At 74.7% G+C, this 14,599-nt stretch carries 2 protein-coding genes; both read left to right on the top strand.

Features of this window, described 5'->3' with window-relative positions; all coding sequences use genetic code 11:
- Nucleotides 1-63: 63 nt before the first annotated feature.
- Nucleotides 64-14,346 carry an amino acid adenylation domain-containing protein gene (locus ACGFU6_RS04925; protein ID WP_393608098.1) on the top strand — a complete coding sequence of 4,761 codons (14,283 nt, stop codon included), beginning with the start codon at nt 64-66 and terminating at the stop codon, nt 14,344-14,346.
- On the top strand, nt 14,343-14,552 hold the full coding sequence (locus tag ACGFU6_RS04920) for an MbtH family protein (RefSeq protein WP_123531213.1): 210 nt from the start codon (nt 14,343-14,345) through the stop codon (nt 14,550-14,552). Before ACGFU6_RS04925 ends, ACGFU6_RS04920 begins: the two co-directional genes overlap by 4 nt.
- The last annotated feature ends 47 nt before the right edge of the window (nt 14,553-14,599 follow it).

Below are 14,599 nucleotides of genomic sequence, written 5' to 3'. Positions count from 1 at the left end.
GCACGCCATCGGACGGGACGTCCTCTCCTTGCCCACATCATCAGGGAAAGGCCATTTCGTACGATGTTTGACGCCGAGCCGGACCGGACGACCACCGCCGGGACCCCCATGACCGGTGGGCAGGCCGGGATCTGGCCGGCCCAGCAGATCGAGCCAGACAGCTCCGCCTACAACATCGTCTTCGCCCTGGACCTGCACGGCGACACGGATCTCGGCCGGCTCTCCGCCGCCGTCCGCCAGGCCGTCGCGGAAGCCGGCTGCCTGCACGTCGAGTTCACCCCGGGGGAGGGCGGCCCGCTCCAGAGCGCCGTCACCACCGGCTTCGAGGTCCCCGTCGTGGACCTGCGCGACGCCCCCGACCCCGAGGCGGCCGCCGACCACTGGGCGGCGGCGGAACGCGAACGGCCCGCACCCCTGGACCGGGCACCGCTCTTCGCCCAGGCCCTGCTGCGGCTCGCGGACGACCGGGTCCGCTGGTACCAGCGCTACCACCACATCGTCCTCGACGGCATGGGCGTGACCCTGATCACCCGCCGGGCCGGTGAGCTCTACACCCTGGGCGCGGCGGGAGCCCCTGGCGCCGACTGGTCCCTCGGCCGGCTGGCCGACGCCGACCGGGAGTACCGCGACTCCGCGCAGCACGAGGCGGACCGCGCCTGGTGGCACGAGCGCATGGAGGGCCGGCCCGAGCCCGTACGGCTCGTCGAACGCGGCCACTCCCTGATGGCGCGACGGCTGCGCCGCACCGTCGAACTCACCCCGCAGGAAGCCGAGCGGCTGCACACCGCGGCCGCGAACGCCGCCGTCCGGCCCTCCCGGCTGCTGGTCGCGGCCGTCGCCGCCTACCTGCACCGGGTCACCGGCGAACAGGACCTGGTCCTCGGGCTGCCGGTCGCCGTCCGCCAGGACGCGGTGTCGGCCGTCGTCCCCGGCATGGTCTCCAACCTCGTCCCGCTGCGGCTGACCGTCCGCCCCGGCACCACGGGCGCGGACCTCGTCGCGGACGTGCGCCGCGAGATCTCCGAAGCGGCCGCGCACGGACGCCACCGCGCCGAGCACCTGGCCAGGGACCTCGGACTGGTCGACGGCGTCCGGGAACTCGTCGGCCCCACCGTCAACATCCTGCCCAGGAACGACGGATACGGCTTCGACGGGCTGGACGCCGAGCTGCGGCCCGAGTGGCTCGGCCCGGTCAGCGACCTCGCCTTCGCCCTCACCGAGACCCGGGACGGCCGGGGCTTCACCGTCCACCTCGACGCGGACGCGGACCTCTGCGACGAGGCGACCCTCCGCGACCACGAGCGCCGCTTCCGCACCGTACTGAGCGCCCTCACCGACCACCCCGGCCGGCCCGTCGGCCGGATCGAGCTCACCTCCGGCGCCGAACGCGACCGGCTGCTGGGCGAGCTGGCCGCCTCCCCGCGCGAGGTGGCCGAACTCTCCTGGCCCGCCGCCTTCGAGGCGCAGGTCCGGCGCACGCCCGAGTCCGTCGCGCTCGTGTGCGAGGACCGCGAGCTCAGCTACGCCGGACTCAACGCCGCCGCAAACCGGCTCGCCCGGCTCCTGGTCTCGCGCGGCGTGGGCGCCGCCGATGTCGTCGCCGTGGCCCTCCCGCGCTCCCCGGAACTCGTGGTGGCGCTGCTCGCCGTGATGAAGTCCGGCGCCGCCTACCTCCCGCTGGACGCCGACCACCCCCGGGACCGGACCGCCTACATGCTGTCCGACGCGGGGGCCACCACCGTGCTCACCGTCCGGGACCTGGCGCCCCACCTCCCGGAGTCCGACGCCCGCCACCTGCTGCTCGACGACCCGGAGACCGCCGCCGCCCTCGCCGCCCAGGAGCCCGCCGACCCCGGCACCCCGGTCGTCCTGGACCAGGCCGCCTACGTCATCTACACCTCCGGCTCCACCGGCCGCCCCAAGGGCGTGATCGTCACCCACGACGGCGTCGGCAGCCTCATCGCCACGGCCACCGACCGGATCGGCGTCACCTGCGACAGCCGCGTCGTGCAGTTCGCCTCCGCCGGCTTCGACGTGACGGTCTGGGACCTGATCATGTCGCTGTGCGCCGGCGGCCGGATCATCGTCGTCCCCGCCGAGCGGCGGGTCGCCGGGCCAGCCCTCACCGACTACATCGCACACCACCGCGCCACCCACATGATCCTGCCCCCCTCGCTCGTCTCGGCGCTGCCGCCGGAGTGCGAACTGCCCGAGGGCGCCGTCCTCGTCGTCGGCACCGAGGCGGTCCCCGGCGAGCTGATCGCCCGCTGGTCCGGGCGGCTCCAGGTCGTCGTCGCGTACGGGCTGACCGAGGCCACCGTCAACTCCACCCTGTGGCTCGCCCGTTCCGGCCGGCCGGGCCCCACGCCCATCGGGCGGCCCGACCCCAACACCCGCACCTACGTCCTGGACGCCGCGCTGCGGCCGGTGCCGGTGGGCGTCGAGGGCGAGCTGTACGTCGCCGGGCGCGGCCTCGCCCGCGGCTATCTCGGCCGCTCCGCCCTGACCTCGGAACGCTTCGTCGCCGACCCGTACGGCGAGCCCGGCACCCGGATGTACCGCACCGGCGACCGGGTCCGCTGGGGGAGCGACGGCAATCTGGAGTTCCTTGGCCGGGCCGACGGCCAGATCAAGATCCGGGGCCACCGGATCGAACCGGGCGAGATCGAGAGCGCCTTCATGGCCGCCCCCGGGATCGCCCAGGCCGCCGTCCTGGTCCGCGACGACCACCGGGGCGTCAAGCGCCTCGTGGCCTACCTGGTCGGGGACGGACACGACGCCGCCGCCACCGAGGCCGCCGTCACCGCCGCACGCGCCCAGGTGGCCGCGGCCCTGCCGGACCACATGGTGCCGACCGCCGTCGTCGTCCTGGACGGCGCCCTACCGCTCACGCCCAACGGCAAGCTCGACACCCGCGCCCTGCCCGAGCCCCGGTGGACCGCGGTCAGCGGCACCGACGAGCCCACCGGACCGGCCGAGACCACCCTCGCCGCCCTGTTCGCGGAACTGCTCGACCTGCCCGCCGTGGGCGTCCGGAGCAGCTTCTTCGAGCTCGGCGGCGACAGCATCGTCGCGATCCAGCTGGTGAACCGGGCCCGTGAGGCCGGCCTCACGATCACCCCGCGCGAGGTCTTCCGGCTCCGCACCGTGGCGGCCCTGGCCCGCGCCGCCGGGACGAAGACCGCCCCGCAGACACCGGCGACCGTTCTGGACGAGGACGCGCTGCCCGTCTCCCCACTCCAGGAGGGGTTCTTCTTCCACGCCGCCCTCGACGAGGGCACCGCCGACCTCTACCTCGTCCAGGAACTCCTGGAACTCGACGGGCTCGTCGACCCGGACCGGCTGCGTGCGGCACTCCAACTGCTCCTGGACCGGCACCCCTTGCTGCGCGCCTCGTTCCGCCAGCTGCCCGGCGGCGAGGTCGTCCAGCGCCTCACGGACCACGTCACCCTGCCCTGGCAGGAGGCCGACACCGCCGAGACCGCCCTCGACGACGTCCTGCGGGCCGACCGCGCCCGGCCCTTCGACCTGGCCCGGCCGCCGCTGCTGCGCGCCACCCTCGTCCGTGACGGCCACCGCCACCGGCTGCTGCTCACCCTGCACCACATCGTCGCCGACGGCTGGTCCGTCTCCGTACTGCTGCGCGAACTCACCGCCGCCTACCGGGGCGACCAGCTCCCCGCACCGGCCGACCCCCGTCCCTACCTGGCCTGGCTGGCCGACCGGGACCGGGACACCGCACGGGAGGCGTGGCGCCACGCGCTCCGCGCACTGGACGGGCCGACCCGGCTCGCCGCCCCCGCCGCGGCGGACGGCGAGCGGGCCCCCGCCAGGCCGGAACAGGTGGACACCCGGCTGCCCGAGGAGCTCACCGCCGCCCTCACCGCGTACGCGCGCACCCACGGCCTCACCCTGAGCACCGTCATGCACGGCGTATGGGCGCTGCTGCTCGGCGCGCTCACCGGCAGCGACGACCTCGTCTTCGGCACCACCGTGTCCGGCCGGACAACCGAGGTCGCGGGCCTGGACTTGGCGGTCGGCCTGTTCATCAACACCGTCCCCGCCCGGGTGGTCCTGCGGCCCGAGGAGTCCCTCACCGAACTGCTGCGCCGCGTCCAGGACGAGCACACCGCGCTCCTGGACCACCAGCACCTCGGCCTGGCCGACATCCAGCGGATCGCCGGCGGCGGCGAACTCTTCGACACCCTCGTGGTGTTCGAGAACCACCCCGCCCCGCAGACGCCCGCCGACCACGGTACGGAGGCGCTGCGCATCACCGGCAACGACGTCACCGACGCCGTGCACTACCCCCTCGCGCTCGTCGTCGAGCCGGGCGACGGCGCGCTGCTGCTGCGGTTCAAGCACGACGCGGCCCGCTTCGACCAGGTGACCGTGGCCGTCCTCGCCAACCGGTTCACCGCACTGCTGCGCACCCTGGTCTCCGAACCCGGCCGCACCGTCGCCAGGACCGGCCTGCTGTCCGAGCGCGAGCACGCGCACCTCGCCGGGCTGAACGCCACCGCACGGCCCGTCCCCGGGGCCACCCTCGCCTCGCTGTTCGCCGAGCAGGCGGCCCGTACCCCCGGCGCCCCGGCAGTGGTCTTCGAGGACACCACGCTGACCTACGCCGAACTCGACCGGCGCGCCGAGGCGCTGGCCCGGCGGCTGCGGTCGCGCGGGGCAGGGCCCGAGCAGTACATCGCGGTGGCCGTGCCCCGCTCGGCCGAACTGATGGTGGCGCTGCTGGGCGTCCTGAAGACCGGCGCGGCCTATCTGCCGGTCGACCTCGACTACCCCGCGGAGCGGGTCGCCCTCGTGCTCGCCGACTCCGGCACACCTACCGTCGTGACCACGGCGGAGGCGGCCGGGCGGCTGCCCGCCGTACCGGACACCGACCTGCTGCTCGTCGACGGGGACGACCTGGACGACCTGGACACGGGCGCCCCCGAGGCCCCCGTGCGGCACGCCGGTCCCGACCACCCGGCCTATCTGATCTACACCTCCGGCTCCACCGGCCGCCCCAAGGGCGTCGCCGTCACCCACCGGGCCGTCGTCAACCGGCTCGCGTGGATGCAGGGGGAGTACGGGCTCGGCGCGGACGACCGGGTCCTGCAGAAGACCCCGGCCGCCTTCGACGTCTCCGTATGGGAGTTCTTCTGGCCCCTGCTGGAGGGCGCGACCGTCGTACTCGCCCGCCCCGGCGGGCACCGCGACCCCGGCTACCTGGCCGGGCTGATCCGGACGCGGCGGATCACCACGCTGCACTTCGTGCCGTCCATGCTGGCCGCGTTCACCCAGGCCCTGGACTCCGCCGCCGACCACCCGGACTGGGCGGCGAGCCTGCGGCGGGTGTTCTGCAGCGGCGAGGCGCTCACCGGGGCCCAGGCCGCGCACTGGTCGGAGCTGACGTCCCGCTCCGGGCGGCCCCCCGTCCCGCTGCACAACCTCTACGGACCCACCGAGGCCGCGGTGGACGTGACCTCCTTCGCCTACGTCCACGACGGCGGCCCGGAGCCCGCCGTGCCCATCGGCCGCCCGGTGTGGAACACCCGGCTGCACGTGCTGGACCCGTACCTGCGCCAGGTCCCCGACGGGGTGCCGGGAGAGCTCTACCTCGCCGGTGTTCAGCTGGCGCGGGGCTACCACGACCGGCCGGGCACGACCGCCGAACGCTTCGTGGCCGACCCCTTCGGCGGACCGGGCGAGCGCATGTACCGCACCGGAGACCTGGTGCGGCGCCGCGCCGACGGTGCCGTCGAGTACCTCGGCCGCACCGACCGGCAGGTCAAGATCCGGGGCAACCGCATCGAACCCGGCGAGATCGAGGCCGCCCTGGCCGCCCTGCCGGGCGTCGCCCGTGCGGCGGTGACCGTCCGGGACGGCGCGCTGGCCGGCTACGCCGTGCCCGTACCCGGCGCGGTCCTGGACACCGACGCCCTGCGCGCGGCGCTGGCCGGCGCGCTGCCCGCGCCCATGGTGCCGGGCACCGTCCTGGTCCTGGACACCCTGCCGCTGACGCCCAACGGCAAGCTCGACCAGAACGCCCTGCCGTCCGCCGCGCCCGTCCCCCGCAGCGGCGGCCGGGCCCCGCGCGACGAGCGCGAGAGCGCCCTGTGCGAGATCTTCACCGAGGTGCTCGGCGTGCCCGGGATCGGCGTCGACGACGACTTCTTCGTCATCGGCGGCGACAGCCTCAGCTCGATCGCCGTCGCCACCCGGGCCCGCGCCCGGGGTCTGGTGATCGGCCCCCGCGACGTGTTCGAGAGCCGGACCCCGGCCGCCCTGGCCGCCGCCGCGCGGACAGCGGCACCCGGCCCCTGCGCCCCGTCCGAACCCTGCGCCGCCGAACCGGCCGCCCCCGCCGACGCCGTGACCGTGCCCGCGGCCGAGGCCGGACAGGCCGCCGCCGCACTCCAGGCCGTGCTGGCCCTCCAGGAGCAGTCCGGCGCCGACGTGGACCCCGCCCTGCGGGCCCTGCTCGCCCAGCTGACCTCCGCCGCCGGCCCCGAGCCCGAGCCGGTCCGGCCCGCCCCGCTGGGCGGCCTGGAGCTCTCGGCGCAGGAGACCGACCGGGTCGCCGCCACCGCCGGGCTCCCGGTCGACGACATCTGGCCGCTCTCCCCGCTCCAGGAGGGCATGTACTTCCACGCCACCTACGACGCGGGCGAGGCGCTCGACGTCTACCTCTCCCAGGAGACCCTGGACTTCGACCGCCGCGTCGACGCCGACCGGCTGCGCGCCGCCTGCCGGGCGCTGCTGGCCCGCAACACCGGACTGCGGGCCGGGTTCACCGCCGACGGGCTGCCCCGCCCCGTCCAGTTCATCGTGGACGGGGCCGAGATCCCGCTCGTCGAGGCGGACCTCTCCGGGCTGCCCGCGCCGCAGCAGCACACCCGGGTCCGGGAACTGCTGGCCGCCGACCGGCGGCAGCGCTTCGACCTGTCCGCGCCCCCGCTGTGCCGGCTGCTCCTCATCCGGCTCGGGGACGGCCGGGACCGGCTCGTGATCACCCACCACCTCATCCTGTGGGACGGCTGGTCCGCGTGGCTGTTCCTGGAGGAGCTGTTCACGCTCTACGAGCGGGCCGGCGACGCCACCGGGCTGCCGGTGCCCGGCTCGTACCGCGACTACCTCGGCTGGCTGGACGAGCAGGACACCGGCGCCGCGCTGGACGCCTGGCGCCGGTCGCTCTCCGGCTTCGACGAGCCGACGCTGCTCGCCCCGTCCGGCCGCGACACCGGCCCGGTCATCCCGGCCGACCATGACACGGTGCTCGGCCCGGAGACCAGCGAACTGTTGCGGACCGCGGCCCGCCGCCACGGGCTCACCCTGAACACCGTGCTGAACGCGGCCTGGGGGCTGGTGCTCTCCGCGATGACCGGCCGCGCCGACGTCGTCTTCGGCACCGCCGTCGCCGGACGGCCCGCGGACGTCCCGGACGCGGCCGGAATCATCGGGATGTTCCTCAACACCATCCCGGCCCGCGTCGCCTTCACCCCGCACGAGCCGCTCCTCGGCCTGCTGCGCCGCATGCAGTCCGAGCGCGCCGCCGTCATGCCCTTCGAGTACGTGGGGCTCGGCGCCCTCCAGCAGGAGACCGGCCACCGCCGGCTGTTCGACACCCTGTTCGTCCTGCGCTCGGCCGACGGCGAGGACCGCGCGGCCGAACTGCGGCGGCGCCACGGCATCACCGCCATGTCCAACGTGGACGGCACGCACTTCCCGCTCACGCTGATCGTCACCCCCGGCAGCCGGCTGCGGATCACCCTGGCGGCCCGGCCGGACCTGTTCGACGCCGAGGCCGCGACCACCATCCTCGACCGGTTCACCGCGGTACTCGGCCGGCTCACCGAGGCCCTCGACGGCGGCGCCCCGGCCCGCACCGCGGGTGTCGACCTGCTGCTGCCCGCCGAGCGGGCCGCCACCGCCGCCGCACAGCTCACCGGCCGCGAGCCCGTGCCCGACGAGACGGTCGCCGATCTGCTGGCCGCCCAGGTCGCCCGCACCCCGGACGCGGTGGCGCTCGTCTTCGGCGAGCAGACCCTCACGTACGCCGAGCTGGACGCCCGCGTCAACCGGCTCGCCCGGCTGCTGCTCGCCCGGGGCGCCGGACCGGAGAAGGTCGTGGCGCTCGCGCTGCCGCGCTCCATCGAGATGGTGGCCGCGCTCTTCGCCGTACTGCGCACCGGCGCCGCCTACCTGCCCCTCGACCTGGACCACCCCGCCGACCGGCTGCGCCTGATGGCGCGTGACAGCGGACCGCTGTGCCTGCTGTCCACCACCGCCGTCGCCCCGTCCCTGCGCGACGCGGACGGACCCGTCGCCCCCGAACTCCTGCTGGACGAGGCGGCCGTGGCCGCCGAGCTGGCCGCGCTGCCGGGCGGCGAGGTCACCGACGCCGAGCGGCCCGCGTTCGCGCACGGGGTGCCGGGCCGCCTCGACCACCCCGCGTACGTCATCTACACCTCGGGCTCGACCGGGCGCCCCAAGGGCGTCGTCACCCCGTACCGCGGGCTGACGAACATGCAGTTCAACCACCAGAAGGAGATCTTCGACCCGGCCATCGCCTCGGCGGGCGGACGGCGGCTGCGCATCGCGCACACCGTGTCCTTCGCCTTCGACATGTCCTGGGAGGAACTGCTCTGGCTCGTCGAGGGCCATGAGGTCCACGTCTGTGACGAGGAACTGCGCCGAGACGCCGAGGCGCTGGTCGCGTACTGCGACAGCCACCGCATCGACGTGGTCAACGTGACCCCCACCTACGCCCAGCTCCTCATCGAGGAAGGCCTCCTCGACCGCGACGAGGCCGCCGGCAAGCACCGGCCCGCACTGGTCCTGCTCGGCGGCGAGGCCGTCCCCGACACCGTCTGGACCCGGCTGCGCCGCACCGAGGGCGTCTACGGCTACAACCTCTACGGGCCGACCGAGTACACGATCAACACACTCGGCGCCTCCACCGCCGACAGCACGACCTCCACGGTCGGGGTGCCGATCCGGGGCACCCGCGCCCACGTCCTGGACCCGATGCTGCGCCCCGTCCCGCCGGGCAGTCCCGGCGAGCTGTACATCGCCGGCACGGGCCTGGCCCGCGGCTACCACGACCGGACCGCGCTGACGGCCGAGCGGTTCGTCGCCGACCCGTTCGGCGGACCGGGCGAGCGCATGTACCGCACCGGCGACCTGGTGCGCCAACGACCCGACGGGCTCATCGACTTCCTCGGCCGCACCGACGACCAGGTGAAGATCCGCGGCTACCGCATCGAGCTGGGTGAGATCTCCACGGCCCTGTCCACGCACCCCGAGGTCGCGCACGCGGCGGTCGTCGTGTCGGAGCGCGCGGGCACCAAGCGCCTGGTCGGCTATGTCGTACCCGAGGACGGCGCCGGAGACGACGACACGCTGATCCGCCGGCTGCGCGAGCACCTGAAGGCGCGACTGCCGGACTACATGGTCCCCGCCGCGCTCGTCACCCTGGGCACGCTGCCCCTGACCGTCAACGGCAAGCTGGACGTCAGAGCGCTGCCCGCACCCGACCTCGCCGGTACGGGGACCGGCCGCGCCCCGCGCGACCCGCGCGAGGAGACGCTCTGCGCCCTGTTCGCGGAGGTGCTCGGACTGCCCGCCGGCAGCGTGGACATCGACAGCGACTTCTTCGACCTGGGCGGGCACTCGCTGCTGGCCACCCGGCTGGTCAGCCGGGCCCGTACCGCGCTCGACGCGGAACTGGCGATCCGGGACCTCTTCGAGGCACCGACCGTCGCGGAACTGGTGGCCCGCGCCGCCCGCACCGGCGGCGCCGCCCGACCGGCGCTGACCGCGGGCGACCGGCCCGAGCGGCTGCCGCTGTCCCACGCCCAGCAGCGGCTGTGGGTCATCCAGCAGATCGAGTGCACCTCGGCCGCGTACAACTTCTCGCTGGCCATGCGGCTGCGCGGCCCGCTGGACCTGGCCGCCTGGAGCACCGCGCTCGCCGATGTGACCGCCCGTCATGAGGCCCTGCGCACCGTCTTCTTCACGGCCTGTGACGGCCAGGTGTTCCAGCGGGTGCTGCCCGCCGACGATGCGCACCCGGTGGTGGAGTGCCTGCGGGCCACCGAGGACGAGGTGCCCGGGATCATCGACACGGTCGTCAACCGGCCGTTCGACCTCGCCGCCGAACTGCTGCTGCGCGCCACGGTGGTGGAGCTCTCGCCCGAGGACCACGTCGTCGTGCTGCTGCTGCACCACATCACCACCGACGAGTGGTCCGACCGGCCGTTCCTGCGGGACCTGGCCACCGCCTACGCGGCCCGCCTCGAAGGCGGGGCACCCGACTGGGAGCCGCTGCCCGTCCAGTACGCCGACTACGCGCTGTGGCAGGACCGGCTGCTGGGCGATCCCGCCGACCGGGCCAGTCTGGCCGCCCGGCAGCTGGATCACTGGCGTACGGCCCTGGCCGGCGCCCCGGAAGAGCTCGAACTGCCCACCGACCGGGCCAGGCCCGCGCGCCCGGCGTTCTCCGGCGCCGAACTCGACATCGCCTTCGACGCCCCCGTGCACGCCGGACTGAAGCGGCTCGCCCGGGAGACCGGCGCCAGCATGTTCATGGTGGTGCACGCGGCCGTGGCCGCGCTGCTCCACCGCATGGGTGCCGGGACGGACATCCCGCTCGGCTCGCCCATCGCGGGGCGCGGCGACGAGGCACTGGACGAACTGGTCGGCTTCTTCGTCAACACCCTGGTGCTGCGCACCGACCTCGGCGGCGACCCCAGCTTCACCGAACTCCTCACCCGGGTCCGTGACACCGACCTGGCCGCGTTCTCCCACGCCGACGTGCCCTTCGAATCGGTCGTGGAAGCTCTCAACCCGACCCGCTCGCTCTCCCGCAACCCGCTCTTCCAGGTGATGGTCGGCTATCACGCCCGCACCGGCGGTGAACTCGCACTGCCCGGCCTGAACGTGGAGTTCGTGCCGTTCAGGATCCGCTCCGCCAAGTTCGACCTGGTGTTCAGCTTCACCGAGCACACCGCGCAGGACGGCGGCCCCGGCTCGCTCGGCTGCCGGCTCGAGTTCGCCACCGAGCTGTTCGACCGGGAGACCGCCGAGGCCATCGGTGAGCGGCTGCGCACCCTGGTCGCCGCGCTCGTCGCCGCGCCCGGACAGCCGCTGTCCCGGGCCGAGATCCTCTCCGGCCAGGAGCGGCACACCGTGCTGGAGGGCTTCAACGACACCGCCCGCGAGGTCGAGGAGGAGTCCCTGCCCGCCCTGTTCGCCCGCAGGCTCACCGAACGGCCCGACGCCGTGGCCGTGGTGGACCGGTCCCGCTCGGTGACGTACGCCGAGCTCGACGACCGGGCCCGCCGCATCGCCCGGCTCCTCGCCGCGCACGGCGTGGGCGCCGAGAGCGTGGTCGGCGTCGCCGTTCCCCGGTCCGTGGACATGATCGCCACCGTGCTCGCCGCGATGAAGCTGGGCGCGGCCTTCCTGCCGCTCGACCTGATCCACCCGGGGGACCGGCTCTCCTACATGATCGAGGACTCGGGGGCGGCCCTGGTCGTCGGCACCGAGACCGTCGCGGGGAAGATCCCCGACGCGGTGGGCGTCCCGGTGGTCCTGCTGGACGCCCCGGACACCGCCGCGGAACTGGAGGAGCCGGCCCCGGCCGCCGAGCCCGGCGGGCCCGCAGGCCTGGACCAGGCCGCGTACGTGATCTACACCTCCGGCTCGACCGGCCGCCCCAAGGGCGTGATCGTGCCCCACGAGGGGATCTCCTCCCTCGTGGCCACCGCCGTCGACCGGATGAACCTGCGAAGCGACAGCCGGGTGCTCCAGTTCGCCTCCACCGGCTTCGACGTCTTCGTCTTCGAACTCGCCATGGCGCTGTGCCACGGCGGCAGCCTCGTCCTCATCACCGACGAGGCACGGGTGGCGGGTCCGGCACTGACCGACTTCCTCGCGGACCGGCGGATCACCCACATGATCCTGCCGCCGTCCCTGGTATCGGCGCTCCCGCCCGGCTGTGAACTGCCCGGGGGATCGACCGTGCTGGTCGGCACCGAGACGGTGCCGCCGGACCTCTTCGACCGCTTCGGCGCCACCGCCGACCTGATCTGCGCCTACGGGCTCACCGAGGCGACGGTCAACTCGACGCTGTGGAGCGCCCGCGAGCACGGCGGCACCCCGGCCGGCCGGGTGCCCATCGGCCGCCCCGACCCCAACACCCGGGCCTACGTGCTCGACGAGCGGCTGCGGCCCGTACCGCCGGGTGTGGTGGGCGAGCTGTACGTCGCCGGGCGCGGGCTCGCCCGCGGCTACCTCGGCAAGGAGGCCCTCACCTCGGAACGGTTCGTCGCCGACCCCTTCGGGGCGCCCGGCAGCCGGATGTACCGCACCGGGGACCGGGCCCGCCGGCGCCGGGACGGCAACCTCGACTTCCTGGGCCGGGCCGACAGCCAGGTCAAGGTGCGGGGCTTCCGCATCGAACTGGGCGAGATCGAGGCGGCGCTCGCCGCGCACCCCGGTGTCGCCCAGGCCGCGGTGGTCCCCGACCGGGACGGCGACATCGTCCGGCTGATCGCCTACGCGGTGCCCGAGTCCGGCGCACCGGACCCGCAGGAGCTGCGCGCCCACATGGCCGGGCTGCTCCCCGAGTACATGGTCCCGGCCCTGGTGGTCCCGCTGGACGGCCCGCTGCCGCTCACGCCCAACGGCAAGCTGGACCGTGCGGCGCTGCCCGCGCCCGACTGGTCCGCGATGACGGGCGACGCACGCCCGGCCACCCCCACCCAGGCCAGGATCGCCGCACTGTTCTGCGAGATCCTCAAGCTGGACGACGTCGGAGTGCACGACAGTTTCTTCGCGCTCGGCGGCCACTCCATGGCCTCGATGCGACTGCTCGGCCGCATCCGCGCCGAGTTCGGCGTCGAACTGAGCATCAGGGACGTCTTCGACGCGCTCACCGTCGCCGGCATCGCCGGGGCGCTGGAGGGCGCGGCCACCGCCACAGAGGATGCGGGCCCGGCCCGGCCCGCGCTGCGCCCGGCCGCACAGCGCGCCGGGGAACCGCCGGCGGCGCCCGTCCAGGACTGGCAGTGGCAGGCCTCCCGCGACGCGCGGGGCGTCGACCACGCGCTGACGCTGCGCTCCGCGGGCGGGCTCGACGCCGAGGTGCTGGCCGCCGCGCTGGCGGATGTGGTGGCCCGGCACGAGCCGCTGCGCACCGCCTTCACGGAGCGGGACGGCGTCCTGTTCCAGCGGCCCGCCGCGGCGCCCGTACTGACCGAGGAGCCGTGCGCCGACCTGGACGCCCGGCTGGCCGAACTCGCGGGACAGGCACCCGATCCGGGCGTCGAGGCTCCGCTCAGGGCCCATCTGCTCACCGGTCCCGATGGCGCCCAGGCGGTGCTGCTGACCATGCACTACCTCGCCGTCGACGAGTGGTCGGTCGTGCCGCTCTTCCGCGACCTGGTCACGGCCCACGCGGCACGCGCCCAGGGCCTCGCCCCCGGCTGGCAGCCGCTGCCGGTCGGCTACGCGGACTACGCGCACTGGGCCCACGAGGTCCTGGGCGACCCCGCGGACCCGGACAGCCGGGGCGGGCAGCAGCTCGCCTACTGGCGCCGGACGCTCGACGGACTCCCGGACCGGCTCGCCCTGCCCGCCGACGGCCCGCGCCGAACAGGACCGGATACCTCCGTCAGGCCCGGGGCCCACGTCGGCTTCGTCCTCGACGAGGAGCTGCACGCCGCCGTGGACCGCCTCGCGCGGGCCACCGGCACCAGCATGTTCATGGTGCTCCACTCGGCGCTCGCCGCACTGCTCACCGGGCACGGCGCGGGCACCGACCTGCCGATCGGCACGATGGTCGCCGGACGCACCGACGACCAGCTCGCCGATCTGGTCGGCTGCTTCTTCAACACCGTGGTACTGCGCACCGGCACGGCGGGCGACCCCACCTTCACGGAACTGCTGACCCGGGTAAGGGAGACGACGCTGAGCGCCCTGGACCGGCAGGACGTCCCGTTCGACGCCGTCGTCCGGGCCGCCGGACTCCCGCCGCAGGGCCCGCAGGTCATGGTCATCCACCACGAGCAGGCCGACGCGGAACAGCTGGAGGGCGGCATCGGCTCGCTCTCGGCCGTACCGACCGGCGTCACCCGGGCCGACCTGACCCTCAGTTTCTACGAGCCGCGCGGCGACGGGCCGGTGCACTGCGCGCTGATCCACGCCACCGGCCTGCTGGGCACCGCGAAGGCCCGGCGACTGGCCGACGCATACCTGGAGCTGCTGCACCGCGCGGCGGCTCATCCGGAGCAGCCGCTGTCCGAGCTGTTCACCGCACTGTCCAAGAGGAGTGACAACGCATGACGACCAACCCGTTCGAGGACCCGCAGGGCACCTTCCTGGTCCTGGTCAACGACGAGAACCAGCACTCGCTGTGGCCCGCCTTCGCCGAGGTCCCCGCCGGCTGGCGGACCGCATTCGGCGCGGACACCCGCGAAGCCTGCCTCGCCCACGTGGAGGCGAACTGGACGGACCTGCGACCGGCGAGCCTCGTCGCCCTCCAGGGCTGAGCCCGTACACAAGCGGCCGCCCCCGGTGAGAACTCCTCACCGGGGGC

This window comes from Streptomyces sp. NPDC048462 (genome assembly GCF_043200175.1).
Lineage (GTDB): Bacteria > Actinomycetota > Actinomycetes > Streptomycetales > Streptomycetaceae > Streptomyces.
Note: the sequence above shows the minus strand (reverse complement) of the source record. Positions and strands in the feature narration are given on the sequence as shown.